The 26649-nt window shown below is 69.3% G+C and carries 21 protein-coding genes and 1 pseudogene; 16 read left to right on the forward strand and 6 right to left on the reverse strand.

What is annotated here, in order from left to right; all coding sequences use genetic code 11:
- The first annotated feature begins 60 nt into the window (after positions 1–60).
- Positions 61–1425 carry a M20/M25/M40 family metallo-hydrolase gene (locus DFJ64_RS18895; protein WP_115851646.1) on the forward strand — a complete coding sequence of 455 codons (1365 nt, stop codon included), beginning with the start codon at positions 61–63 and terminating at the stop codon, positions 1423–1425.
- 44 nt (positions 1426–1469) lie between these two features.
- On the opposite strand, the gene DFJ64_RS18900 is transcribed toward DFJ64_RS18895, so the two are convergent.
- Both DFJ64_RS18900 and DFJ64_RS18905 read right to left on the reverse strand, forming a co-directional pair.
- The gene (locus tag DFJ64_RS18900; protein ID WP_115851647.1) at positions 1470–1685 is read right to left on the reverse strand and encodes a DUF5703 family protein; all 216 of its coding nucleotides are present in this window, start codon (positions 1683–1685) and stop codon (positions 1470–1472) included.
- A gap of 57 nt (positions 1686–1742) precedes the next feature.
- Complete coding sequence (locus DFJ64_RS18905) at positions 1743–2720, reverse strand: aldo/keto reductase (RefSeq protein WP_115851648.1); 978 nt, start codon at positions 2718–2720, stop codon at positions 1743–1745.
- A gap of 314 nt (positions 2721–3034) precedes the next feature.
- On the opposite strand from DFJ64_RS18905, the gene DFJ64_RS18910 reads away from it, so the two are divergent.
- The 6 genes from DFJ64_RS18910 to mshC all read left to right on the forward strand — a co-directional run bounded on the left by DFJ64_RS18910 (position 3035) and on the right by mshC (position 8714).
- The gene (locus tag DFJ64_RS18910) at positions 3035–4093 is read left to right on the forward strand and encodes an LLM class F420-dependent oxidoreductase (protein ID WP_115851649.1); all 1059 of its coding nucleotides are present in this window, start codon (positions 3035–3037) and stop codon (positions 4091–4093) included.
- Positions 4094–4096: 3 nt separating this feature from the next.
- Positions 4097–4936 (forward strand): undecaprenyl-diphosphate phosphatase, encoded by an 840-nt coding sequence (locus DFJ64_RS18915; RefSeq protein WP_115851650.1) that lies wholly within the window; start codon positions 4097–4099, stop codon positions 4934–4936.
- 183 nt (positions 4937–5119) lie between these two features.
- Positions 5120–5860, forward strand: a complete 741-nt coding sequence (locus DFJ64_RS18920; RefSeq protein ID WP_115851651.1) for a histidine phosphatase family protein — start codon at positions 5120–5122, stop codon at positions 5858–5860.
- A 48-nt stretch (positions 5861–5908) separates the two neighbouring features.
- On the forward strand, positions 5909–6481 hold the full coding sequence (locus DFJ64_RS18925; RefSeq protein WP_115851652.1) for a DUF3090 domain-containing protein: 573 nt from the start codon (positions 5909–5911) through the stop codon (positions 6479–6481).
- 21 nt (positions 6482–6502) lie between these two features.
- Entirely contained in the window at positions 6503–7291 is a 789-nt protein-coding gene (locus tag DFJ64_RS18930; protein WP_115852243.1) for an SCO1664 family protein, read from the forward strand.
- A gap of 169 nt (positions 7292–7460) precedes the next feature.
- Entirely contained in the window at positions 7461–8714 is a 1254-nt protein-coding gene (gene mshC / locus DFJ64_RS18935) for a cysteine--1-D-myo-inosityl 2-amino-2-deoxy-alpha-D-glucopyranoside ligase (protein WP_115851653.1), read from the forward strand.
- Between the two features lie 24 nt (positions 8715–8738).
- On the opposite strand, the gene DFJ64_RS18940 is transcribed toward mshC, so the two are convergent.
- Positions 8739–9596 (reverse strand): PAC2 family protein, encoded by an 858-nt coding sequence (locus DFJ64_RS18940; protein ID WP_115851654.1) that lies wholly within the window; start codon positions 9594–9596, stop codon positions 8739–8741.
- 223 nt (positions 9597–9819) lie between these two features.
- On the opposite strand from DFJ64_RS18940, the gene metH reads away from it, so the two are divergent.
- From metH to DFJ64_RS18975, 7 genes are all read left to right on the forward strand, one after another.
- Complete coding sequence (gene metH / locus DFJ64_RS18945) at positions 9820–13302, forward strand: methionine synthase (RefSeq protein WP_115851655.1); 3483 nt, start codon at positions 9820–9822, stop codon at positions 13300–13302.
- A gap of 395 nt (positions 13303–13697) precedes the next feature.
- Positions 13698–15320, forward strand: coding sequence for an ABC transporter substrate-binding protein (locus DFJ64_RS18950; RefSeq protein ID WP_115851656.1), 1623 nt, complete (start codon positions 13698–13700; stop codon positions 15318–15320).
- Between the two features lie 108 nt (positions 15321–15428).
- Positions 15429–16457: an ABC transporter permease gene (locus tag DFJ64_RS18955; RefSeq protein ID WP_115851657.1), complete on the forward strand. Its 1029-nt coding sequence runs from the start codon at positions 15429–15431 to the stop codon at positions 16455–16457.
- A 1-nt stretch (position 16458) separates the two neighbouring features.
- Complete coding sequence (locus DFJ64_RS18960; protein ID WP_115851658.1) at positions 16459–17475, forward strand: ABC transporter permease; 1017 nt, start codon at positions 16459–16461, stop codon at positions 17473–17475.
- A complete protein-coding gene (locus DFJ64_RS18965) occupies positions 17472–18551 on the forward strand; it encodes an ABC transporter ATP-binding protein (RefSeq protein ID WP_115851659.1) in 1080 nt (359 codons plus the stop codon). The genes DFJ64_RS18960 and DFJ64_RS18965 overlap by 4 nt, the downstream gene beginning before the upstream one ends.
- A complete protein-coding gene (locus DFJ64_RS18970) occupies positions 18535–19863 on the forward strand; it encodes an ABC transporter ATP-binding protein (RefSeq protein ID WP_245941244.1) in 1329 nt (442 codons plus the stop codon). The genes DFJ64_RS18965 and DFJ64_RS18970 overlap by 17 nt, the downstream gene beginning before the upstream one ends.
- 13 nt (positions 19864–19876) lie before the next feature.
- Positions 19877–21106 carry an MFS transporter gene (locus DFJ64_RS18975; protein WP_115851660.1) on the forward strand — a complete coding sequence of 410 codons (1230 nt, stop codon included), beginning with the start codon at positions 19877–19879 and terminating at the stop codon, positions 21104–21106.
- 46 nt (positions 21107–21152) lie between these two features.
- Here DFJ64_RS18975 and DFJ64_RS18980 read toward each other — a convergent pair whose 3' ends face one another.
- The 3 genes from DFJ64_RS18980 to DFJ64_RS18990 all read right to left on the reverse strand — a co-directional run bounded on the left by DFJ64_RS18980 (position 21153) and on the right by DFJ64_RS18990 (position 24142).
- A complete protein-coding gene (locus DFJ64_RS18980) occupies positions 21153–21842 on the reverse strand; it encodes a response regulator (RefSeq protein WP_281268524.1) in 690 nt (229 codons plus the stop codon).
- Complete coding sequence (locus DFJ64_RS18985; protein WP_170152673.1) at positions 21839–23068, reverse strand: sensor histidine kinase; 1230 nt, start codon at positions 23066–23068, stop codon at positions 21839–21841. The genes DFJ64_RS18980 and DFJ64_RS18985 overlap by 4 nt, the downstream gene beginning before the upstream one ends.
- Before the next feature lie 126 nt (positions 23069–23194).
- A complete protein-coding gene (locus DFJ64_RS18990; RefSeq protein ID WP_115851662.1) occupies positions 23195–24142 on the reverse strand; it encodes a RecB family exonuclease in 948 nt (315 codons plus the stop codon).
- A 294-nt stretch (positions 24143–24436) separates the two neighbouring features.
- Here DFJ64_RS18990 and DFJ64_RS18995 point away from each other — a divergent pair, with 294 nt between their 5' ends.
- Together DFJ64_RS18995 and DFJ64_RS19000 are read left to right on the forward strand one after the other, a co-directional pair.
- A complete protein-coding gene (locus DFJ64_RS18995; RefSeq protein ID WP_245941246.1) occupies positions 24437–25591 on the forward strand; it encodes a site-2 protease family protein in 1155 nt (384 codons plus the stop codon).
- Between the two features lie 123 nt (positions 25592–25714).
- Positions 25715–26554: pseudogene (locus DFJ64_RS19000) on the forward strand (tRNA (adenine-N1)-methyltransferase); the annotation flags it as partial.
- Positions 26555–26649 lie beyond the last annotated feature (95 nt).

Below are 26649 nucleotides of genomic sequence, written 5' to 3' on the forward strand. Positions count from 1 at the left end.
GGGAGTCGCTGGGCCACCACCCATCACCGATATGGGTGATTCACACGGCAAGATGAGGTCATGACGAACGACGCGAGCGGCCACGCGGCGCAGCCGGCTGGTGCCGGCGCGGACGTCGAGCACCGACCCGACGCGGAGGTCGTGGAGATCTGCCGGGACCTGATCCGAATCGACACCTCCAACTACGGAGACGATCGCGGCCCGGGGGAGCGCCAAGCCGCCGAGTATGTGGCCGGCAAGCTCGCCGAGGCCGGGCTGGAGCCGACCCTGTTGGAGTCCGAGCCGCTCCGCACCACCGTGGTCGCTCGCTGGGAGGGCGCCGATCCGTCGTTGCCAGCCCTGCTGGTCCACGGCCACCTGGACGTGGTGCCGGCGGTCAAGGCGGACTGGAGTGTCGACCCGTTCGCCGGCGAGGTCAAAGACGGCTGCCTCTGGGGGCGTGGTGCGGTCGATATGAAGGACTTCGACGCCATGGTGCTGTCGGTGCTGTCGGCGCGCACCCGCGCTGGCCGGCCGCCACGGCGTCCGGTCGTCCTCGTCTTCACCGCCGACGAGGAAGCCGGCGGCCGGAAAGGCGCCCACTGGCTCGTCGACCATCACCCTGAGCTCCTCGAGGGATGCACCGAGGCGGTAGGGGAAGTCGGCGGCTTCTCCGTCACGGTGCGCGACGACCTTCGCTTCTACCTCATCCAGACCGCTGAGAAGGGCATGGCCTGGATGCGGCTGAGAGCCAGGGGGACGGCGGGGCACGGGTCCATGCGCAACGACGACAACGCGGTCACCGAGCTGGCCGAGGCGGTCGCTCGCATCGGGCGGCACCGATTCCCGCCCCGCATCACGCCCCCGGTCAAGGCCTTCTTGGCCGAGGTCTCAGAGGCGCTGGGAGTCGACATCGACCCGGAGTCCGATGACGTCGAGGTAACCCTCGCCCGACTCGGCTCCGTGGCTCGGATGATCGGGGCGACCCTGCGCAACACCGCGAATCCGACCATGCTGGACGCTGGGTACAAGGTCAACGTCATCCCCGGTGAGGCCACCGCGGCGGTCGACGGGCGGTTCGTCCCCGGCGGACAGGAGGAGTTCCTCGCCACCATCGACGAGCTGATCGGCGACAAGGTCACACGCGAGATGATCAATCTCGACAGCGCGCCGGAGACGGAGTTCGCGGGAGCGCTGGTCGACGCGATGCGGACGTCGTTGGCGGCGGAGGACCCGCAGGGGAGGGCCGTGCCCTACTTGATGTCGGGCGGCACCGACGCCAAGGCCTGGCATCGCCTCGGCATCCGATGCTTCGGGTTCGCTCCTCTCAAGCTGCCGCCCGACCTGGACTTCGTCGGGATGTTCCACGGCATCGACGAACGCGTACCGGTGGAGTCGCTGCGGTTCGGCGCGCGCGTCCTCGATCGTTTCCTCGACCTGGCCTGACCTTCACGCGCCCGACCGTGCGCCGTGCCGGGAGGGCGTGAGAATCACAGCGCGGAGGCCCAGGCTCCTGTCGGGGGCATGGTCTTGGTGACTCGGATGATCCTCCGCCGGAGCGTCACGACCCGGCGGCCGTCAGGATGGACCCGGACCCGGAGGAGTTCCCATCCGCCACGCTCTGCCCGATCGACGAGAAGCTGCCGCACCACCCGCCGAGAGACGGTGCGCGGCAGCTGCAGCTGATGAGTCTCGTACTCCGCCATCGCCCCATCGTGACATGCCTTCGTGGAAAAGGAAGACCCCAAGGCCCACAGTGGCCCTCAGAAGGTCGGCTCCCACCGCTCCGGGTAGCCCATCGGAAGCGCGGAGACGTCGTCGAGCGCGGCAGTGATCTCCACGGGTAGCTCCACTTCTTCCACGGTGAGCGACCCGCGGAGCTGCGCAGCCGTCCGGGCACCGACGATCGGCGCGGTGACCCCCGGCCGGTCTCGCACCCAGGCCAGCGCCACCTCGATCGGCGACAGCCCGAGTCCGTCCGCGGCACGACACACCGCGTCGACGATCCGGCGGCTCGCGGGGTCCAGGTGAACCCCCACGAAACGCTCGAAGTGCGGCGAGGCCGCCCGGGAGTCCGCTGGTGTGCCGGTGCGGTACTTGCCGGTGAGGACTCCTCGGCCCAGAGGTGACCATGCCAGCACGCCCAGCCCAAGCGCCCGTGCCGCTGGCAGCACCTCGCGTTCGATCCCGCGCTCCACCAGGGAGTACTCCACCTGCGTGGAGGCGATGGGGGCGCGGCCGGGCCAGGCGGCCTGGTAGGCGGCGGCGAAGCCGGTCTGCCAGCCGGAGTAGTTGCACAGACCGACGTAGCGCGCCCGTCCGCTCGACACCGCGAAATCCATCGCGGCGAGCGTCTCCTCCACCGGGACGTCGTTGCTCCAGGCGCTGACCTGCCACAGGTCGACGGAGTCGACCCCGAGCCGGTCGAGCGAGGCATCGAGCTGGTCGAGCAACGTTCGACGGGAGACGTCCACCCCTCCCATGTGGCTACACACGCCAGCCTTCGTCGCCAGCACCACCTCGTCACGCCGCACGAGGGTGCCGATCAAGCGGCCTAGGAGTCGCTCGCTGTCGCCGTCGGCATAGTCAGCCGATGTGTCGATGAGCGTGCCACCGGCTTCCACAAAGGCCGTCAGCTGGTCCCGTGCCTCGTGCTCGTCGGTGTCACGGCCCCATGTCATGGTGCCGAGGCCCAGCCGGGAGACCCGCAGGCCGGTCCGGCCCAGATAGCGCTGCTCCATCGACGGTCCTCACCACCTTCCCCCGGCGCTGAGCAGGGCGAGGGCCTGCCAAGCCCACATGGTCGACCAGTGCCCACGTGCTCGACGGGACACTAGCCGACCTGAACCTGGCACCACGAGTCCAGCCGCGGCCATCGCCTCGCTAGACTCGCCTGGCCCCGTCAGGCGCGAGAGACAACGATCTTTCCCGCGCCCGGAGCCGGCCTTACCCAAGACGCCTCGGTAGGGCCGATCCCTCAAGACTCGCCGGACCTGGCCCAGATCCACCCCCCACCCGATCGAGCGAGAACCAGCGCGACGCAAGAGGAGGTTTCGTGCGCCTGGGCTTGACGCTCAGCGTGTCCGACGCGGCGGACCTCGCCGCCAGCGTCGCGCTCGCGGAGGAGGCCGACCGGCTCGGATTCGACTCCTGCTGGGCGTCGGAAGCCTACGGGTACGACGCCGCGACGGTGCTCGCCACCGTCGCGGCTCGCACGCGACGGATCGGGGTCGGTTCGGGGGTCTTCCAGATTCCGGCCAGGGCACCGGCCATGACCGCGATGACCGCGGCCACGCTCGACGCGCTGTCGCAGGGGCGTTTCCGCCTGGGCCTCGGTGTCTCGGGACCTCAGGTCTCCGAGGGCTGGTACGGCGTGCGCTTCGCCGACCCGTTGGGACGTACCCGCGAGTACATCGACATCGTCCGAACCGTCCTGGCCCGGAAGGTTCTGGCCCATACCGGGACGCACTACACCCTTCCGCTGCCGGACGGACCCGGCAAGGCGCTGAGGCTCGCCACCCGGCCGGTCCGTACGGACATCCCCATCTACCTCGCCGCCGTCGGACCTCGGAACCTGGAACTCGCTGGCGAGATCGCCGATGGCTGGCTGGGCGTCTTCGTGTCCCCGGCTTACCTACCCACCTCACTGGGGTATGTCCGAGCAGGATGGGAACGCGGCGCTCGTCCAGAGGCTGACCGGGCAGCCTTCGACATCGTCGCCAGCGTGCCCGTGGCGGTCGGGGATGACGTCGACGCCTGCGCCGACCTCGTCCGCCCCTATGCAGCGCTCTACCTCGGCGGCATGGGCAGCCGGACCCAGAACTTCTACAACGCCCTCGCCGCGCGGATGGGCTACGCCGAGCAAGCCGCCCAGGTGCAACAGCTGTATTTGGAGCGGCGGCACCGGGACGCGGCGCGTGCCGTGCCGGTGGAGTTCCTCGACGAGACGGCGCTCCTGGGACCGTCCACGCGGATCGTGGAGCGCCTGCGCGCCTACGCCGAGGCTGGCGTCACCACACTGGCGCTCCTGCCCTTCGGTCAGACCGTCGAGGACCGCGTCAACGCACTACGAACGACAGCCGAGGCGTGGATCGCCTCTGGTGTGGGGGATTGAACCGTGGAGCACAGCGTCGGCTGGTTGGGTGCCCTCGTCTACGGACTGCTGCAGGGCCTGACGGAGTTCTTGCCGATCTCGTCGAGCGCGCACGTGCGCATCATGGGGGCGCTCGTACCGGGGTGGGGTGACCCTGGCGCCGCCTTCACCGCCGTCATCCAGCTCGGCACCGAGACGGCGGTGGTGGTCTACTTCCGCAACGACATCTGGGCGATCATCCGCACCTGGACGCTCTCGCTGTTCCGTCCGGTCCTGCGGCGAGATCCGAACGCGCGCATGGGGTGGTTCATCATCGCCGGCACCCTCCCGATCGGGGTGCTGGGTTTCCTGTTCCAGGAGACCATCGAGACCGCGCTGCGCTCGCTGGTCTACGTGGGGATCACGCTCATCGCCTTCGGGCTCATCCTGGGCATCGCCGACGCCATCGCGCCCAACCGCAAGTCGCTGGACCGGCTGACCTTCCCACAGGCCCTGCTGTTCGGCTGCGCACAGGCCCTCGCGCTCATTCCTGGCGTGTCCCGATCCGGCGGCACCATCACCGCCGGTCTGCTCATGGGGTTCACCCGCGAGGCCGCGGCGCGGTACTCGTTCCTGCTGGCGATCCCCGCCGTCTTCGCCTCCGGATTCCTCGAGGTCCTCGATATCGGCGAGGAGCACGCGCCGGACTGGGGGCCCACCATCCTGGCCACGATCGTGAGCTTCGTCGTGGGCTACCTCGTCATCGTCTACTTCATGCGCTACATCTCCCGACACAGCTTCCGCCCGTTCGTCATCTACCGCGCTCTGCTCGGCACCGTGGTGCTGAGCCTGCTGGCGTTCGGTGTCGTGACGCCCTTCGCCTGACCACAGCAGACGTCCTCACAGCCGACCCGGGTGACGTCGCGTACCGCGACAGTCGCGCGGCCCTGGCATCTCCGCGGCGGTCTGACCGAACCAACGCTGGCGGGGGCCTGCGACGCGGCCGATGTGCGGCGGCGAGTGCCGCGTGTCCGGTGAACGTCCGGTCGGCCCGTAGGCTCGGTATCCATGGCGACGTTGCTCCTCATCCGGCACGGGCGGACCAAGGCCAACGCCGACGGCGTCCTGGCCGGATGGACTCCAGGGGTCGGTTTGGACGAGGTGGGGCGCGAACAGGTGGAGCGGCTCGCCGGCCGGCTCGATCGCATCCCGCTGGCGGCACTCGTGACGAGTCCGCTGGAGAGGTGCCAGCAGACCGCCGCCGCGGTCGCCGCCCTCGACGGGCATCCGCCGTCGGTCGTCGACGAGCGGCTCGGTGAGGTCCGGTACGGCGACTGGGAAGGCAAGTCGTTGAAGGTCCTCGCCAAGGATCCGCTGTGGAAGGCCGTCCAACGCCACCCGAGCGCGGTGCGGTTCCCGGGCGAGGGTGGGGAGTCGCTCAGAGCGATGGCGGAACGGGCGGTCGGCGCCGCACGCGAGTGGGACGCGCGGGTCGAAGCCGACCATGGCCCCGACGCCATCTGGGCGGCGGTGAGCCACGGTGACGTCATCAAGGCGATCGTCGCCGACGCTTTGGGCCTGCACCTGGACCAGTTCCAGCGAATCGTGATCGACCCCTGCTCGATCAGTGTCGTGCGGTACACCCCGCTGCAGACGTTCGTCGTCCGTGTCAACGACACCGGCAGCGACCTGTCGAGCTTGGTCGTCCCACGTCGCCGCCGGCGGCGGCGCCGGCGCGGGGAGGCCGACAGCGACGCGGTGGTGGGCGGCGGCGCGGGGGCCGGGGGCGCTGGCCGATCGCGGGAGTAGGTGGCCGTCGACACCGCTGTCGCCGGAAAGCGCGTAGGGTCTGGAAGTATGGCCCGTGTCGTTCACCTTCACGACGCTCCTGAGCGGTTCGTCGTCGGAACGGTTGGAGAGCCCGGCCAGCGCACCTTCTACCTGCAAGCGCGCTCCAAGAATCTCCTCACCACGGTCGGCGTCGAGAAGGAGCAGGTCGCTGTCCTCGCCGAGCGGATCGACGCGATGCTGGACGAGGTGCTGCGGCTCACCGGCGGTCGTGCCGTCATTCCGGCGGTCGCTCCGAAGGAGCTCGCCGATGACGGCCCGCTCGACCAACCGATCATCGAGGAGTTTCGCGTCGGGACCCTGCGGCTGGCGTGGGACAACGAGAACGAGCGGGTGGTGATCGAGGCTTACGAGGTCACCGACGACGACGCGGATCCGCCTCCGCCGGTCGACGAGGCACCGGATGCCGACGGCCCGGAGACACTTGTCGTGCGGATCACCGGTGCGCAAGCCCGCGCGTTCGTGCAGCGCGCCCTCGCTGTGGTGGCGGCGGGACGTCCGCCGTGCCCGTTCTGCGGCAACCCCCTGGACCCCCAGGGACACCTGTGCCCCCGGCTCAACGGGTATCGGCGTTCGGCTTGAGAGACCGGTAGCGACATGATGATGCCGCCCGCTGACGCTCTGAGCCTGCTGCGGGAGGGCCGGCTGGAGGTCGAGGGCCGGCTCGTCTCGGCGTCCAACGCCACGTTCTATTGCTCGGTGAGCTTGGACGGTCAGACCGCCGCCGGCGTCTACAAGCCGGTGCGCGGGGAGCGACCGTTGTGGGACTTTCCCCATGGTTCCTTGGCACGCCGAGAGCTGGCCACCTACCTGGTGTCGGAAGCGTCGGGTTGGCACCTCGTCCCGCCTACGGTCTTGCGCGACGGCCCCTTCGGTGAGGGCATGGTCCAGCTGTGGATCGACCACGACCCGGACAAGGGTGTCGTCGACGTCGTTCCGCGTCACCAGGTCCCCGAAGGGTGGCGGCGGGTGCTCGAGGCGTACGACGCCGAGGGCGAGGAGGTGAGCCTGATCCACCTCGACGACGACCGGCTCCGCCGCCTCGCGCTGTTCGACATCGTGGTCAACAACGCCGACCGCAAGGGCGGTCACGTCCTGCTCGCCTCGGACGGGCGCGTCCTCGGTGTCGACCACGGCCTGTGCTTCCACGAAGACGACAAGCTCCGTACCGTCCTCTGGGGCTGGGCGGGCGAGCCGATCCCTGACGAGCACCTGGACGTGGTGCGCCGACTCGGATGCGAGCTGGAGGGCGAGCTCGGTCGGACGTTGTCCGAGCTGCTCCGCCCGGAGGAGATCACGGCGTTCCGGGCCCGAATGGAGCGGATCCTGGCCGTCAAGCGTTTCCCGGAGCCGGGAGAGGGCTGGCCCGCGATCCCGTGGCCGGTGTTCTGACGACCGCCGTCCCAACGCTTCCTTCCTCACGCTTCGTTGTCACCCGTCACCTCGTTGTAGCAGTGTGACGTGGGTGGTCGCCCGCGCGGCCCCGGGGACGGCCACGTGGGGACAGTGCCCTCCGCCGCCCCCGATCCGGGCTGGGGATCGACCTATAGGCTGCGTGGTCATGAAGGCCTGGGTCGCCCCCGCGGTTCCTCGGCTGCCCGGAGTTGGGCAGGTGCCCTTGGTTCACGACCACGCCACCGGCCAACGACGGGTGAGCGCGCGTGGTGAGCGGGCGCGGATGTACGTCTGTGGCATCACGCCCTATGACGCCACCCATCTCGGCCATACCGCCACCTACGTCGCGTTCGACCTGCTTGCTCGGGCCTGGCGCGACGCTGGGCTGGAGGTCCACTACGTCCAGAACGTCACCGACGTCGACGACCCGTTGCTGGAGCGTGCCGACGAGACGGGTGAGGACTGGCGAGAGCTCGCCGAGCGGCAGACCGACCTCTTCCGAGCCGACATGGCGGCCCTGCGGGTCCTGCCGCCCACCGAGTTCGTCGGTGTCGTGGAGTCCATCCCCCTGGTGGCGGAGACCATCGAACGACTGCGGCAGCGTGGCGCGGCGTACTCCCTCGACGGCGACCTGTACTTCCCGGTCTCGGCGGATCCGCGCTTCGGCCAGGTGTCCCACCTCAACGAGGCGGAGATGCGCGAGCTGTTCGCCGAGCGTGGCGGTGACCCGACCCGACCGGGCAAGCGCGACCCGCTCGACAGCCTGCTGTGGCGCGGCGAGCGCCCAGGCGAGCCGGCCTGGGACACCCCGCTCGGACGTGGCCGACCCGGCTGGCACGTCGAGTGCACCGCGATCGCGCTGCGCTACCTGGGCATGGGGTTCGACGTCCAAGGTGGCGGATCCGACCTGGTCTTCCCCCACCACGAGATGTCCGCGTCGCTGGCGCAGGTGCTGACCGGCGAGGAGCCGTTCGCGCACGCCTACGTCTACCACGGCATGGTCGGGCTGGACGGGGAGAAGATGTCGAAGTCCAAGGGCAACCTGGTCTTCTCCGCTCAGCTCCGCGCCGACGGTGTGGATCCGATGGCGATCCGACTGGCCGTCCTGTCCCATCACTACCGCGAGGACTGGGAGTGGAGCTCGCAGGTGTTGCGCGACGCCCAGGAACGTCTCGACCGGTGGCGCGCGGCCGCCGCCCGCCCGACCTGCGCGGATGGCAGGAAGGTACTCGACGAGGTCCGGGCCGCCCTCGCCTCCGATCTCGACACCCCAGCCGCCCTCGCCTGTGTGGACGCCTGGGCCGAGGCGACGCTCGCGGACGCTGGTCCCGACCGACACGACCACGCGCACAGCCGGGACCTCGTCGTCGACGTATGTGACGCCCTCCTCGGCGTCCAGCTCCGCCCCGACGCCGCCTAGCCGCATGCGGAGAGCCGCGCGCCGTTAGACGTCCTCGGTTCCGTGGGGACGACGGCGCAGGTACCGCTCGAACTCCCGGGCGATCGCCTCACCTGTCGCCTCCGGTAGTTCAGCGGCGTCCCGCGCCTCCTCCAGGGAGCGGACGTACTCGGAGACCTCGGTGTCGTCACGGGCGAGGTCGTCGACTCCCCGTTCCCACGCCCGGGCGTCCTCGACGAGGTCGCCCAGCGGGATCGTCAGATCGAGAAGGTCCTCCACCTTCCGCAGCAGGGCGAGTGTGGCCTTGGGGCACGGCGGCTGGGCGACGTAGTGCGGCACGGCCGCCCAGAGCATCACCGACGGCAGTTCCACCCGCTGGCAGCTGTCCTGGAGAACCCCCAGGATGCCGGTCGGTCCCTCGTACTTCGACTGCTCGAGCCCGAGCGAGGTGGCCAAGCTGGGATCGCTCGCTGAGGCGGTGACCGGAATCGGCCGGGTGTGCGGGCTGTCGGCCAGGAGCGCTCCGAGCAGGACGCACATGGAGACGCCGAGGGTGTCGGCCACCGCCAGGATCTCGTCGCAGAACTGCCGCCACCGCATGTTCGGTTCGATCCCGCGGACGAGCACGGCGTCGCGGGGCGCATCGGGCAGGGTGGCGACCATGATGCGGGTGGTCGGCCAGACGAGGCTGCGAACCCCGCCCTCGTTCACGCGGACGGTGGGACGGTTGACCTGGAAGTCGTAGTAGTCGTCGGGGTCGATAGCCGCGACGTCGCGGGCCTTCCACACCGTCGCCAGGTGGTCGATCGTGGCGCTGGCCGCGTCCGCGGCGTCGTTCCACCCCTCGAAGGCCGCCAGCAGGACCGGGTCTCGTAGGTCGTGCGAGCCCTCCAGCTCGATCACGTGGATCGTCCTCCTCCTTGGTGCCCTGCCGTTGGAGGGATTGTTCTGGGGGCACCCGTCACCGCAAGCCTACGTCTGCGCGCCGCCGCTCTCACGTCGAGACCTATCATGCGCCGGCCGCGGCCGCACGACCGACGGACACGATCTCGCCACGCGAGAATGCCGTCCAAGAATTGGACGGTCCTGAGTAGGCTGGGCTGTTCCGTCCGAGACCAAGGAGCTCATGGTGACCCGAACAGCAGCGACTTTCCGCCAGGCGTTACGCGAGCGCGTGCTTGTGGCGGACGGTGCGATGGGCACGATGCTCCAGGCGCACGAGCTCGACCCAGGCGACTTCCAGGGCCATGAAGGGTGCAACGAGATCCTCAACGTGACTCGGCCGGACATCGTCCAGGCGATCCACGACGCCTACCTGGCGGCAGGGGCGGATTGCGTGGAGACCAACTCGTTCGGTGCGAACTTCACCGCGCTGAGTGAGTACGGCATCGCGGACCGGGTCTACGAGCTCTCGCTGGCCAGCGCCCGACTCGCCCGCGAGGTCGCTGACGGGTACGCCACGCCCGATCGACCGCGGTGGGTGCTCGGGTCGATGGGCCCTGGGACGAAGCTTCCGACGCTGGGGCACGTTCCCTACGCCGTCGTGCGGGACGCCTACCAACGCTGCGCCGAAGGCCTCATCGAAGGCGGCGCCGACGCGTTGATCATCGAGACCGCCCAGGACCTTCTGCAGGCGAAGGCCGCGATCATCGGAGCCAAGCGCGCCCGCGCGGCTCTCGGCGTCGACGTTCCGCTCATCGCCTCGGTGACGGTGGAGACCACCGGAACGATGCTGCTCGGGTCCGAGATCGGGGCGGCCTTGACCGCACTCGAGCCCCTCGGTGTCGACGTCATCGGCCTCAACTGCGCGACCGGCCCGGCCGAGATGAGCGAGCACCTGCGCTACCTCGCCCGGCATGCGCGGACGGCCCTGTCGTGCATGCCCAACGCGGGCCTACCGGAGCTCACCGCCGACGGCGCCGTCTACCCGCTCACGCCGGCGGAGCTCGCCGACGCTCACGACCAGTTCGTCCGCGACTACGGCCTCTCCCTGGTCGGAGGGTGCTGCGGCACCACACCAGAGCACATCCGGCAGCTGGTCGAACGGGTCGGCGGCCGGGAGGTCGCCCCGCGTGAGCCGGTGGTCGAGCCCGGCACCTCGAGCCTCTACCAGCACGTGCCCTTCCGGCAGGACGCGTCCTTCCTCGCCATCGGCGAGCGCACCAACGCCAACGGGAGCAAGGCCTTCCGTGAGGCGATGCTGGAGGGCCGGTGGGACGACTGCGTGGAGATCGCGAGGGCGCAGATCCGTGACGGCTCCCACATGCTGGACGTGTGCGTCGACTACGTCGGCCGCGACGGCGTCGCCGATATGCGGGAGCTCGCGTCCCGGCTCGCCACCGCGTCCACCTTGCCGATCATGGTCGACTCCACCGAGCCAGCCGTGATCGAGGCCGCCCTGGAGATGCTCGGCGGCCGGTGCGTGGTGAACTCGGTGAACTTCGAGGACGGCGACGGTCCGGGGAGCCGGTTCGCCAGGATCATGCCGGTGGTGCGCGAGCATGGGGCAGCCGTCGTGGGGCTGACCATCGACGAGAACGGCCAGGCTCGCACCGCCGACGCGAAGGTCGCCATCGCCGAGCGCCTCATCGACACCCTCACCACCACGTGGGGGATGGCCGAGCACGACATCCTCATCGACTGTCTCACCTTCACCCTCGCCACCGGACAGGACGACAGCCGCAGGGACGGCATCGAGACGATCGAGGCGATCCGTCGTCTCAAGCAGGCGCACCCGAACGTGCAGACCGTGCTCGGGGTGTCGAACATCTCCTTCGGGCTCAACGCCGCGGCGCGCCAAGTCCTCAACTCCGTGTTCTTGCACGAGTGCGTCCAAGCCGGCCTGGACGCGGCCATCGTGCACGCCAGCAAGATCCTGCCGATCTCCCGGATCCCTGAGGAGCAGCGACAGGCCGCCCTCGACCTGATCTACGACCGGCGTCGGGAGGGCTACGACCCGCTGCAGCGCTTGCTAGAGCTGTTCGCGGGCGTCAAGGCGTCGGACGCGCGCGCGTCGCGGGCTCAAGAGCTCGCCTCGCTGCCCCTGGCGGAGCGCCTGCGCCGCCGCATCATCGACGGCGACGCCAACGGGCTCGAAGCCGACCTGCAAGAGGCACTCGACAGCGGGCGGGCGGCCCTCGACATCGTGAACGAGGAGCTGCTGTCGGGGATGAAGGTCGTCGGCGAGCTGTTCGGCAAGGGGGAGATGCAGCTGCCGTTCGTCCTGCAGTCCGCCGAGGTCATGAAGGCGGCGGTGGCTTACCTCGAACCCCACATGGAGAAGACCGACGACAGTGGCAAGGGCACGATCGTGCTGGCCACTGTCAAGGGAGACGTGCACGACATCGGCAAGAACCTCGTCGACATCATCCTGACCAACAACGGCTACAACGTCGTCAACCTCGGCATCAAGCAGCCCATCAGCAACATCATCGAGGCCGCTGAGCAGCACGACGCGGACGCGATCGGCATGTCCGGTCTGCTCGTCAAGAGCACGGTCATCATGAAGGAGAACCTCGAGGAGCTCAACGCCCGAGGTCTCGCGAAGCGGTGGCCGGTACTGCTCGGGGGTGCTGCACTCACCCGGGCCTACGTCGAGGAGGACCTCGCCGAGATCTACCAGGGCGAGGTTCGCTACGCCCGAGACGCGTTCGAAGGGCTGCGCCTCATGGACGCCGTCATGGACGTCAAGCGTGGCGTCCCGGGAGCGTCGCTTCCCGCGCTGCGCAAGCGCCGGGTCCGCGCCCCGCAGCTGCGTCAGACACCGCCGGAGGAGATGCCGACCCGCTCCGACGTGGCGGTCGACAACCCCATCCCGACGCCTCCGTTCTGGGGTGACCGGGTGGTCAAGGGAATCCCGCTCGCCGAGTACGCGGCCATGATCGACGAGCGCGCGCTCTTCCTCGGTCAGTGGGGACTTCGGCCGAGTCGCGCCAAGGATGGCCCGTCGTATGAGGAGCTCGTCGAGACCGAGGGACGACCGAGGCTGCGGGCGTTGCTGGACCGCATCCACACCGATGGGCTGCTCGAGGCGGGTGTCGTCTACGGCTACTACCCGTGCGTCAGCAAGGGAGACGACCTGGTCATCCTCGACCGCCACGGGGGAGAGCGCTGCCGGTTCACCTTCCCTCGCCAGCGACGCGACCGGCACCTGTGCCTGGCCGACTTCTTCCGTCCGGAGGAGTCCGGCGAGATCGACGTCGTCGGCTTCACCGTCGTGACGGTCGGCTCGCGCATCAGCGAGGAGACCGCGAGGCTCTTCGCCGAGAACCGCTATCGGGAGTACCTCGAGCTACATGGGCTCTCGGTGCAGTTGGCGGAGGCGTTGGCCGAGTACTGGCACGCCCGGATGCGGGCGGAGCTGGGCTTCGGGCACGAAGACCAGCGCGACGACATCCAGGAGATGATTCACCGGCTCGGCTACCGCGGTGCGCGGTTCTCGCTCGGCTACGGCGCCTGCCCCAACCTGGAGGACCGGACCAAGATCGTGGAGCTGCTTCGCCCCGAGCGCATCGGGGTTCAGCTCTCGGAGGCGTTCCAGCTCACCCCGGAACAGTCGACCGACGCGATCGTGGTCCACCATCCCGAGGCGAAGTACTTCAACACCTAGAGCCGCGCACCTCGCCCTAACCTCACCGCCGTCGCTGCGGGCTGGTCTCTCCCCACCCGGTCGCGCTCGGGTGCGACCCGGGGGCTCGGCCTGTGCTGGGCTGCGGATCGGGACAAGAGAATGCGCAACGCATCACTGCGAATGCGCTTCGTGACCGGCGTGGAGGTGAGCGAGTGAATGTCGTTCCTCACAGTGCCGGTCGCGTCCACGCCATTGAGGCCCGTGAAATGGGGCGAGTTTGACGACGTTTATCCGGCGTCCGCCGCGGCTTTCGGGCAATTGTTGTGTGATCGGAATCGTCAGGAGGGCAGGGCCTCGTTCCGGTGTTGGCCACCGCCGACTATCGTGCGGGGCGGGCCTCACCCGGCCCACTCCGTTGACGACCGAGGTGGAACATGCGACCAAGCACCAGCCGTACGATCCAGGCGCTGGCAATGGGCGCCGCGGCGGCGCTCGTGCTCGCCGCCTGCGGGGGCGGGACCAGCGACCAGGGCGGTAGCGGTGGTGGCGACCAGCCCGACAAGAAAGCCCCCCTGGTCTTCGGGACGACCGAGGCGTTCGGCACGGTCGACCCCGCGGGCTCGTACGACATGCCCGGATGGCAGCTGCTCTACAACACCGCGCAGACGCTGCTGACGATTCCGCCGGGCGGTACCACGCCAGAGCCCGACGCCGCGGAGAAGTGCGAGTTCACCGATCCCACCACGTACACGTGCACGCTGAAGAAGGACTTGGTCTTCTCCGACGGCAGCCCGCTCACGAGCGCGGACGTGAAGTTCAGCTTCGACCGGATGCTGAAGATCGCCGACCCCAACGGCCCGTCCAGCATCTTCGCCGACCAGCTGGAGTCCACGGAGGCGCCTGACCCGCAGACCGTGGTCTTCCACCTGAAGTTCGCCGACGCGACGTGGCCGTACCGGCTGGCCACGGGCGCCGCCTCGATCGTGCCGGACGAGAAGTACCCGGCCGACAAGCTGCAGCCCATGGGCGACGACACGATCATCGGTTCCGGGCCGTACAAGATCACCAAGTACGACCCGTCCCAGCAGATCGTGCTGGAGCCCAACGAGAACTACAAGGGCGACAAGAAGCTCGCCAACGGCCAGGTGCTCATCCAGGTCTACAAGGACGAGGCGAGCTTGAAGACCGCCGTGGAAAGCGGTGACGTCCACGTGGCCTACCGGACCTTGACGCCGACTCTGCTCGCCGACCTGGAGAAGAACGGCGCGTCCAAGGGCGTTCGCGTCGTCAAGGGTGAGGGCACCGGTATCCAGTACCTCACGTTCAACACGAAGAACGGCCCCTTCGCCAAAAAGGAGGTCCGCCAGGCGGTCGCGCTCCTGCTGGACCGGCAGTCCATCGCCACGCAGGTCTACAACGACACGGTGAGCCCGCTCTACACCATGGTTCCCAAGGGCCTGCCCGGGCACGACGAGGTGTTCAAGACCGCCTACGGTGACAAGCCCGACCCGGCCAGGGCTCGGCAGCTCCTGCAGCAGGCGGGTGTGACGACGCCCGTCAGCGTCCAGCTCTGGTACAGCCCTGACCACTACGGCGAGGCGTCGGCCGACATGTTCGCCGAGATCAAGCGGCAGCTGGAGGCCGACGGCCTGTTCAAGGTCGAGCTGAAGTCGTCGAACTGGGAGCAGTACAAGCGCGACTACGCCGCCGGCGCCTACGACGCCTGGCAGCTGGGCTGGTACCCGGACTTCCCCGACACCGACAACTACCTCTCGCCGTTCTACGCCACCAACAACTTCATCGGCGACGGCTACGGGTACTCCAACCCGAGGATGGACGAGCTGCTGACGAAGGAGAAGTCCGAGACCGACCCCGCGCAGCGGCAGGCGGCCTTCGAGGAGATCCAGAAGATCGCCGCTGACGAGGCGCCGCTCATCCCGCTGTGGCAGGACAACATGATCGCGGCCGTCCGCGACGGGGTCACCGGAGTCGAGGAGACCTTCGACCCGCTCTACACCTTCCGCTTCTGGCTCGTCGACACGAGCAAGGCGAAGTAGCCGGGGCGGCCATCGGTCGAGAACGCGAGAGGGCTCCGTCGCCATGGCACCGCTAGGCGACGGAGCCCTTCTCCTGACAGGAAGGGTGACAGGGAGGTAGGTCCTGCGATGACGGCCCGAACAGGCTCGCTACGGCGTTACCTCGCCGTACGCCTGGCTCTGGTGGTCCCCAACGTTCTCGTCCTCCTGACGCTCGTGTTCCTCCTGCTGCGGGTGGCTCCCGGAGATCCCGTCTCGGCCGCCCTGGGCGGACGGTTGCCGCCGGAGGAACTGGCACGCCGGCGCGCGGCGGGTGGATACGACGACCCGATCCTCGTGCAGTACTGGAACTACCTCAGCCACGTGGTGCGGGGCGACCTCGGGACAGCCGTCAGCGACAACCGACCTGTCAGCGACATCCTGGCGGTCAACGGCGCGGCGACGTTGACCCTCGCGGTTGCCGCGTTGATCGTCGCGTTGACGATCGGGATCCCGCTCGGACTCATCGCGGCCAGGTACCGCAACACCTGGCTCGACGTCGTCATCCGCGTCTTCGGGGTCTTGACCTATGCCGCGCCTGTCTTCTTCGTCGGGATCATCGCGATCATCGTCTTCACCGGAGCCCTCGGTCTGCTACCACCTGGGCAACAGGCCAGTCCAATCGCGCAGGCCACGGTTCCGTCGGTGACGAATATCTTCCTGCTCGACGCGGCACTCGCCGGCAACTGGGACGCGTTCAACGACGGCCTGCTACACCTGGTCATGCCGGCGGTCACCCTCGGCCTACTGCTCACCGGTGTCTTCATCCGGCTCATCCGAGTCAACGTCGCCCAGACCTTGCGGGACGACTACGTGGAGGCGGCACGAGCGCGGGGCATCGCCGAGCGTCGGGTCGTTCTCCACCACGCGTTCCGCAACGCCCTGGCGCCGTTCGTCACCGTGCTCGGCATCCAGATGGCGATGCTGCTCGGCGGAGCGATCCTCACCGAGACGACCTTCAGCTGGCCGGGCATCGGGTCACAGCTCGTGCAGTACATCAACGCTCGTGACTACATCGCCGTCCAAGGCATCATGACGATCTTCGCGCTCGTCGTGGTCGCCATCAGTGTGCTCATCGACGTCGTCAACGCCCTCATCGACCCGAGGGTGAGGTACTGACATGGCCATCACACCGACGGTGGACGCGGGCACCCTCCACGGCCCGTCCGAACGCAGGTCCTTGCTGCGGCGCGTGGGGTACGTCGTCGCGACGCCCTACCGGCAGTCGGCCGGCATCGCTCGGTGGATGCTCGTCGCCGGCACCGCCGTCACGGCGTTCATCGCGCTGGTCGCCATCCTCGCGCCGGTCATCGCCCCCTACGACTTCAACCAGGTGACCGACGAGAACGGCACGAGGTTCCCCAAGCAGGCGCCGCCGTCCGCCGAGCACTGGTTCGGCACGAACGTCCAGACCTACGACGTCTTCTCCCGCGTGGTGTGGGGTGCTCGGACCGAGCTCAAGGTCGTCCTGCTCTCCTTGACCTTCACGATCGTCGTGGGTGTCGTCCTGGGGCTGATCTCCGGCTTCGTCGGTGGTTGGCTCGACCGAACGCTCGTGCTGGTCATGGACGCGTTGTTCGCGTTCCCCTACCTACTGCTCGCCATCGTGGTGGCGTTCCTGCTATCGGACAAGATCGGGGGAGGCATCGCCTCGGCGGCCGCCGCGATCACCGCGGTCTACATCCCGCAGTACTTCCGCGTCGTCCGGAACAGCACCGCCAGCGCCAAGCAAGCCACCTACGTGGAGGCCGCCCGCGCGCTCGGAGCCCCACCGGCCGTCCTTATGTCCCGCTACCTGTTCACCAACGTCATCCAGAGCGTGCCGGTGATCGCCACGCTGAATGCCGCGGACGCGGTGGGAACGCTGGCGGCCTTGGGGTTCCTCGGCTACGGCATCCAGCCGACGGAGGCCGCCGAGTGGGGTTACGACCTCAACCGCGCCGTCGACGACGCCACCTCGGGCATCTGGTGGACCGGGGTGTTTCCCGGCCTGGCGATCGTGCTGCTCGTGATGGCGCTGACTTTCATGGGCGAGGGTCTCAACGAGACGCTCAACCCCACGCTGCGGGTCCGTCGCCTGCTGCCAGTCGAGCTCCCGCCGCGGCAGCGCTCGTCGACCGAAGGAGGCTCGCGATGACGTCCTCGACGCTCGGAACCGATCCGCGCGACTCGCACGCCCTCGGTCCCGCGGACGAGCCGGTGCTGTCCGTACGCGACCTGCGAGTCTGGTACGGCAGCGAGCGGGGCGCCGTCCGAGCCGTCGACGGGGTCTCGTTCGACCTACGGCCCGGCCAGACGCTCGGGCTGGTGGGGGAGTCCGGTTGCGGCAAGTCGACGCTCGGCCGCGGCATCCTCGGCATCCTGCCTCCCGGGGCCAAAGCGGACGGCGAGATCCTCTTCCGCGGAAACGACCTCCTCAAGGCCGGGCCACGCCAGCTCGAGAAGCTGCGCGGACCCGAGCTCGGCATGATCTTCCAGGAGCCGTTGACTCGGCTGAACCCGCTCATGCGGATCTCCGAGCACTTCGAGGAGACCCTCCGCACGCATGAGCCCCAGCTGAGCAAGGACGAGGTTCGTCGCCGGTCCATCGACACCCTCCGCCGGATGGGCATCCCGCCGTCGCGGTACCACGCCTATCCCCACGAGTTCTCCGGTGGGATGCGGCAACGCATCATGATCGCGTTGGCGCTCGTGCTCCGACCGGCGTTCATCGTCGCCGACGAGCCGACCACGGCGCTCGACGTGCTCGTCGAGGCACAGATCATCCGGATCCTGGCCGACCTGCGTCGCAGCTTCAACACCTCGCTGCTGCTCATCACCCACAACCTCGGCATCGTCGCCGAGGCCTGCGACCGGGTCGCGGTGATGTACGCCGGGCACATCGTGGAGGAGGGGGACGCCCGCGAGGTCTTCTCTCGACCGCAGCACCCCTACACACGGGAGCTGCTGCGCTCGACGATCTCGCTGCGCACCACCGGCTTGCACTACATCCCCGGTGCGCCACCGGACCTCGTGGCGCCACCGTCCGGGTGCGCTTTCCATCCCCGCTGCCCGGACGCCATGCGGGTCTGCCGTCGACGGGACCCGCTGGACGTCACGACGTCGGCCGGTGGGCGGGTGGCGTGTTGGCTCCACGCGCCATCAGACCAGCTCAGCCGGGAGGACACCGAACCTCTGGTCCGGGAGGAGATCAGCAGTGCCGACGAAGCCTGAGCCTGCGTCGCGAACCGCGGTGGCTCCAGCGCCCTCCGGCGTCGAGATCACGCGACCCGCCGACATCCTCATGGACGTCCGTGACCTCCAGGTCCACTACGCGTTGCGCGGCAGCTCCTTCGGCCGACTGCTCGGCGCGGGTGGTGGGGTCGTCAAGGCCGTCGATGGCGTGACGTTCCAGCTGCGCCGTGGTGAGGTCCTCGGGCTCGTGGGAGAGTCCGGCAGCGGCAAGACCACGCTGGGCAGGGCGCTCCTCGGCCTCGTGCGTCCGACCGGCGGCCAGATCCGCTACGACGGACAGGACCTGGCCCGGATGTCGGAGCGCCGACTCCGGCCACTGCGCCGCAACTTGCAGATGGTGTTCCAGGACCCGGCGGCGGCACTCAACCCATCCATGGACATCGAGACCGCCGTCGGCGACCCGCTCCGGATCCACAAGCTCGCCCGGAGCGCGAGCGAACGCCGCGCCCGCGTCGCTGAGGCGCTGGAACGTGTCGGTCTCACGCCCGTCGAACGGTTCCTCAGCAAGTATCCGAGCGACCTGTCGGGTGGGCAGAAGCAACGCGCGGTCTTGGCTCGCGCCATCGTGATGGGACCCGAGTTGCTCGTGGCTGATGAACCGGTCTCCATGCTCGACATGAGTGTGCGGGCGAAGATTCTCGAGCTCATGCTCGACCTCAAGCGCGATCTCGACCTCACGTACGTCTACATCACGCACGACCTGGCGAGCGCGAAGTTCTTCTGCGACCGTGTCGCCATCATGTACCTCGGACGGATCGTCGAGATCGGGCCGACCGAGGAGATCTTCACCGCCCCGAAGCACCCCTATACCCAGGCGCTCCTGCGGGCGGTGCCCGATCCTGACCCCAATGCCACCGTGCCGCGCGACATTCCTCGGGGTGAGGTGCCCGACGCCGCGGCGCCGCCGCTCGGCTGCTCCTTCCACCCGCGCTGCCCCAAGGCGTTCGAACGGTGCGGGTGGGAGACCCGCGACCTGCGGGCAGTGTTGGAGCAGCACTGGCTGACCCTGGACGAGACGCGCTACGAGGCCGAGCGCAAGACGATCGGCAACCTCGACAGCCTCGACACACCCGGACACACGGCGCGTCTCACACCCGGCAGGGGGCGTCAGGCCGCGGACGTCGCCGCCCTCGTCGAGCGTCTCCGCCAGTCCAACCCCGACGAGCCGCTGTGGCGGGGTGTCCGGCGGGTCGAGACCGACGACGGTGGCGTGACCGTGGAGTTCCACCAGGGCGAGGACCCGCGCCTGCGGCCGGCGGACGGCGTCGACGTCGCCTGCCACCTGTACTGAGCGGGACGTCGTCATGAGTGTGGGCACCGCGACCACCTCGACGACACGTCGCTGGTCGACGGGCGCGCTGCTGGTCGGGGTGGTGGCGATGAACCTGTCGATGGTGCCCGCCACGACTGTCGCGGTCCTCGTGATCTCGGGCTGGGTCGGCGACGCGTGGGGCGGAATCCCCAGTGCCGCGGGGGTGGTCGGGACGGCACTCGGCGCGCTCAGCCTCTCGACCGTCATGCGCACCCGTGGCCGGCGCGCCGGGCTGGTGCTGGGTTACGCCGTGGCGGTCCTCGGCGCGATCGTCGCTGCTCTCGCCGTCATCGCGGGCACCATGTCCCTGCTCGTGGGTGCGTCCCTGCTCGTGGCGGCGATGGTCATGCTCGGGCTAGGTAATGCCAGCGCACAGCTCTCCCGGTACGCGGCGGCTGACATGTTCCCCGCTGAGCGCCGCGGGTTCGGGCTGAGCATCGTCGTGTGGGGTGGGACGGTCGGCGCGCTCGTGGGACCGAGCCTCATCGCGCCCGCTGCGACGCTCGCCGCGGGCGTGGGACTTCCTCGCGACACCGGCACCTTCGTGTTCGCCGTGGGGACCACGGTGGCCGCGACCGCGGTCGCGGCCACCCTGCCGCGCGCCCGCGCCGTGGGCGAGCCTGGTCGACTGTCCTGGCCTGTGCTTCGCGCCGCGCTGCGCACCTCGACCGTCGTGCTCGCGGTCACCGCTATGGTGACGGCCCAGCTCGTGATGGTGGCGGTCATGACGATGACCCCACTTCAGCTGCACACGCACGGACACGGTCTCGACGTGGTGGGCTGGGTGCTCAGCGCTCACATGGCGGGAATGTTCGCGCTCTCACCGGTGTCGGGCCGGCTGACCGACCGGTGGGGGGCGAGAGCCACGATCGCCGGGGGCGCCGTGGTACTCGTCGTCGCCAACGTCGTGGCGTTCACCGCGCCGACCTCCCACACCGTCGGTCTGCCCGTGGCCCTGTTCCTGCTCGGCTACGGCTGGAACCTCTGCTTCGTCGGTGGGAGCAGCCTGCTCAGCGGCGATCTGCCTGCACCACTGCGGCTCCAACTCCAGGGCGGGGTCGAGGCCGTGGTCTGGGGCTCGTCCGCCATCGGCAGCGTCGCTGCCGGTCCGATCTTCGCCGCGGCCGGCTATGCGAAGCTCGCGCTCCTGGCGGCCTTGCTCGCGGCTGTCCCCCTCGCGCTGCTTCCGACCGGCCGTCAGCACGAGGCAGTGCCCCTGTAACCGTCGGGTATGCGTGACGCTTTGGCAGGAGCGTGATTCGGAAGACTCAGGCCATGCCCGGGCGGACCAGCCCACTCTCGTAGGCGAACACCACGGCCTGGACCCGGTCGCGGAGACCGAGCTTGCCCAGCACATTGCCCACGTGGGTCTTGACCGTGGTCTCGGACAGGAACAGCTCCTGAGCGATCTCCGCGTTGGACAGGCCGCGCGCCATGAACTGCAGCACCTGCCGCTCACGCTCGGTCAGCCGCGACAGCTCCTCCCGCGCCTTGCCTCCCACGGACAGGTTCTGCGCGAACTGGTCGAGCAGTCGCCGCGTCACCGTCGGCGCGACGACGGCGTCACCCCGGGCGACGATGCGGATGGCACGCACGAGCTCCTCGGGTGGCACGTCCTTGAGCAGAAAGCCGGACGCACCGGCCCGCAACCCCTCGACAACGTACTCGTCGAGGTCGAACGTGGTGAGGATCAGCACCTTGATCCTGCTGGCCCGGGCAGCGCCGGTGATGGCACGAGTCGCCTCCACGCCGTCCTTGCGGGGCATCCGAATGTCCATGAGCACGACGTCCGGCTGGAGGGCTCGGGCCTCCTCGACGGCCTTCTCGCCGTCGCCGGCTTCGCCCACGACGACGATGTCGGGTTCTGCCTCCAGAATCATCCGGAAACCGGTCCGCAGGAGCGGCTGGTCGTCCACCAGGAGGACCCTGGTCGGCGTCTCGGGCGCTTGGTTGCTCACGTACGGGCCTCCTCCAGCGGAAGTCGTGCCTTGACCTCGAATCCTCCGACGCTACGCGGGCCTGTGTAGAGGGTGCCGCCGTTGAGCGTCACACGTTCGCGCATTCCGATGAGACCATGCCCGACCCGCTCGGGGTCGGCGGGTCGAGGTGTGCCACCCCGTTTGCGGCTGCCGTCGTCGGTGACACTGACCTCGACCGCGTCGGGCTCATAGCGCAGCACGACCGCCGCTCTGGTCGGCCCAGCGTGGCGAAGAGTGTTCGTCAACGACTCCTGCACCACTCGGTAGATCGCGAGGTCGATGCTCGAGGGGAGCTCGCGCGGCTCGCCGACGATGGTCAAGTCGACGTCCAGCCCCGCCTCGCGAGCTCGGTCGATCAGGGTGTCGAGTTCCTTCACGCCCGCCTGGGGCGGCAGCTCGGCTGACGGCGACTCCTCCGCATCGGCGTTCCGGAGGGCACCCACGATCCGACGCATCTCGACAAGTGCGGCCCGCCCGGTCTCCTCGACTGCTCGCATGGCCTCGACGCTGCGCTCGGGGGCGCGCTCGATCATTCGACGGGCAGCGGCCGCCTGGACGGTCATGACACTCACGTGGTGCGCGACAACGTCGTGGAGTTCGCGGGCCATGCGTGCCCGTTCCTCCGCCAGCGCGGCGCGCAGCTCGGCCGAGGCGGTGCGCTCCAAGCGCTCGGCTCGGTGCTCCAGTTCGGCGAGATACTCCCGACGCGCCCGAACGGTGCGGCCGATGAGCCAGATCCCGATGTAGACGAGCAGCTCCACACCCACCGTCCAGGCGTTCACTTGCAACCCGACGGCGGCCAGGACCTCTCTCTTGGCGAAGAGGTAGCCCACCACGCCGCTTGCCGTGGCGAGGGTGAGAAGCAGGCCCGGCACCATCGGGGCGTGCGCTCCGAGCGTGTAGAGCGCGAGCAGCGCCGCGAAGGAGCCGGAGAACATGCTGTAGTCGAGGAAACCGGCCGTCAGGTACGCCGCCGCGACGACCGCGGCGACGATCGCCGGGAAGCGGCGACGCACGACCAGGGGGGCGGCGGCAGCGACATTCACGAGGACCCCCAGCAGATCGGGGTCACGGAAGGTGATACCGCCGTAACTTCTCACGCTGAGGCTGAGGAGGTTGGCAACGGTCAGGGCAGCGGCGACAACACCGTCGAGTGCGGTGGGATGAGCCCTGACCCACCGCCGAACGTCCTGGGGAAGGCGCACGATCCGAGCGTAGGTCGGGCCCTGGCCGCCTCCCCTCATACGACCAGCGGAGAACGAAGCCGCAAGACTCCACCCTGAGCAGGAGTCCGCCACCATGGGCTGCTCGGCGGCAGGGACGAAAGCCGCTTACAAGTCCACCGCGGACGTGCGGGCCGACGGTGCCTCGGGAACGCTCGTCGCCTCGAGAGCTGCAGGGTCGCGGTCGGCCGGCAGCGGGGGAGGGGTACCGCCGAAGGCGGGGCAGCGCACCTTGTGATCGCACCAGTCGCACAGGGCGCTCGGGTTCGCCTTCCACACGCCGGTGGTGTGCGCCCGCTCGATCGCGGCCCACAGGGCGAGGAGTTTCCGCTCGGTGGCGCGCAAGTCGGCTTCGTCGGGGGAGTAGCGCAAGATGTCTCCGCTGCCGAGGTAGACCAACTGGAGCAGGCGCGGCACGACACCGCGCAGACGCCACAGGACGAGCGCGTAGAAGCGCATTTGGAACATCGCGCGCTGCTCGTAGCCGGGAGCGGGCGCCCGCCCGGTCTTGTAGTCGACCACGCGCAACCAGCCGTTCGGCGCCTCGTCGAGGCGGTCGATGTAGCCGCGCAGCATGAGGCCGGAGTCGAGGACGCACTCGACGTACAGCTCCCGCTCCGCTGGCTCGAGCCGGGTCGGATCCTCGAGGTCGAAGTACCGCTCGAGGAGCGGCTGAGCCTTCGCCAGGAACTCTTCCAGTCGCTCGGCCTGCGTCCTCGAAGCGTCCTCCTCTTCGCCGCAGAGGACGGCGACCAGATCCGGTTCGGTCTCCACCAGCGCCTGCCATTGGGGGCGCAGGAGGCTCACCGCGCGCTCGACCGTCCGCTCCGCGGCGGGCAGGTCGTACAGGCGTTCGAGAACCGCGTGAACGACCGTACCGCGTGCCGCCTCGGCCGTCGGCCGCTCGGGGATCTTGTCGACCACTCGGAAGCGGTACCGCAGGGGACAGGTCATGAAGTCGCTGGCTCGGGACGGCGACAGCACACCCACGACGTCGGTTCGCTCGTCCTCCCCGGCACCCGTCACCGACGTACCGCTCGACTGTGGTGCGATCATGGACGAAAGCCTAGGACAGGCCGTGGACATGGCTTCGAACCTGGACGAACCCCGCGAGGCGATAGCGTTGACCTACCCGCGCCTGTCCGCAACGGGATCGGACGGGCAGGACCCGCGCGGGAACACCGGCCGTCACCTGCTCGTACAAGAGTCGAGACGCGGTGCCGACGACAGTGGGCTGGGGCGATGGTTGTGTGCGAGTGATGGTCGTGTGCCAGTGCGTAGCGATCGGATATCGGACGCATCGGGAGAGGTCCACCCACCGCGGTCCGACGATGTGAAGCGGGGCCAGCCGTGAGACAGACGAACGACGACAAGGGACGCCAGCTCGCCGAGCAGCGACCCGGCTCGTTGAAGATCGCGCGGATTGCCGGGGTGCCGGTCTACGTCAACCTGTCCTGGATCCTGGTCGCCTTGCTCATCGCCTACATCTTCAAGCCAGTGATCGACTCGCAGGTCCCGGGGCTGGGCGTCTGGTCCTTCGTCGCCGCCTTCGGCTTCGCCGTCCTGCTGTACGCGTCCGTGCTCGTCCACGAGATCTCCCACGTCCTCGTCGCCCGCCGCTTCGGACTCCCAGTACGCGCGATCACCTTGCAGTTCCTCGGCGGCCTGTCCGAGATCGAGCGTGAGCCGCAGACACCGTGGCGCGAGTTCCTGGTCGCGGTGGTGGGGCCGCTCACCTCCTTGGCCATCAGCGCCGCAGCCGCTGGCGTCCTCGTCGGCGTCGGCGGCGGCCCCGCCCTGGTTGAGCTGTGCCTGATCCAGCTCGCGTGGACGAACCTGCTCGTCGGGCTGTTCAACCTGTTGCCAGGCCTTCCGCTCGATGGGGGACGGATCATCCGCGCAGGCATCTGGGCGGTGACTCGACGTCCCCACCTGGCCACCAAGGTGGCCGGCTGGGCCGGCCGTGCGGTCGCGATCCTGGTTCTCGCCCTGCCGTGGTTCCTGGCGTCCGGCACCGACGGCACCCCCAGCCTGCTCTACATCGTCTGGAGCCTGGTCTTGGCCATGTTCCTGTGGGCCGGTTCGACCCAGGCGCTCATGTCTGCGCGGATCCGAGGCAAGCTGCCGGGGATCAGTGCCCGCGCTCTCGCTCGGCGGGCGGTCCCCGTGCCGCCCGAGCTGCCCCTCGCCGAGGCGATTCGCCGGGCCCAGGAGGCACGGGCCGGCTCCCTCGTGGTGGTCGACCGCGAGGGACGACCCACCGGGGTGGTCAGCGAGGCAGCCGTCATCGCCACGCCCACCCACCGACGGCCGTGGATCTCCGTGGGGGACGTCGCACGCCGCGTCGAGCCAGGACTCGTGCTCGCCACGGACCTCAGCGGCGAGGACCTGATCCGAGCGATGGGAGCGCTGCCGGCGACGGAGTACCTCCTGGTCGACCCCGATGGGCAGGTCTACGGCGTGCTGTCGACTGCCGATGTCGACGGCGCGCTGGCCCGGGCCTGAGCCTTCTCTCCGGCGGTGGCTACGCTGCCCGCCATGCCGTCGAGCGACGTTCCGGACGACCGTCTCCCTGACATTCCCGACGACGGGGTGCCGCAGGACCTCCCCGACGACATCCGTCCGTTCCGGGCCGGCGAACAGGTGCGTCTGGAGGACCCCAAGGGGCGCCACCACCTGGTCACCCTCGAGCCCGGGCGGACCTTCCACACCCACCGGGGCGGGGTCGCCCTCGACGAGCTGATCGGCAAACCGGAGGGTGTGGTCGTCACCTCCAGCGGCGGCGTGCCGTACTTGGCGCTGCGCCCCCTGTGGTCCGATTACGTCCTCGCCATGCCGCGCGGAGCGACCATCGTCTACCCGAAGGACGCCGGTCAGATCCTGATCGCCGCCGACATCTTCCCGGGCGCGCACGTCATCGAGGCCGGCGCCGGCTCTGGGTCGCTCACGTGCGCCTTGCTGCGCGCCGTCGGACCCACCGGACGCGTCACCTCCTACGAGCGCCGGGACGACTTCGCGCTGATCGCCCGCCGTAATGTCGAACGATTCTTCGGGGAGTCCCCGTCCACCTGGCACCTCGTCGTCGGTGACGTCGCTGAGGCGCCGACCGAGCCGCGAGCTGACCGCATCGTGCTCGACCTGCTCGCCCCCTGGGACTGCCTGCCGTGGGCCGCGGCCACCCTCCGCCCCGGTGGAGTCTTGTGCTGCTACGTCGCGACGACCACCCAGCTGGGTCGGCTCGTGGAGACGGTGCGGGCCCATGGCGGCTTCACCGAGCCGATCTCCAGTGAGACGTTGGTGCGCACCTGGCACATCGAGGGGCTGTCGATTCGGCCCGACCACCGGATGGTGGGGCACACCGGCTTCCTCATGACGACGCGTCGGCTCGCGCCGGGAGTCACGGCGCCACGCCGCCGACGGCGCCCAGCACCAGGCGCCTACGGGGAGGACTACACCGGTCCGCGCCCCGACGCGCCCTCTCTCACGTCAGAGCCGTCACCGGCGCCCACCTCACCGGCCCCGCGTGCCTCGACGCCGGCCGAGAACGAGTCCTGCGGTCACGA

Source organism: Thermasporomyces composti (assembly GCF_003386795.1).
Classification (GTDB): Bacteria; Actinomycetota; Actinomycetes; order Propionibacteriales; family Actinopolymorphaceae; genus Thermasporomyces; species Thermasporomyces composti.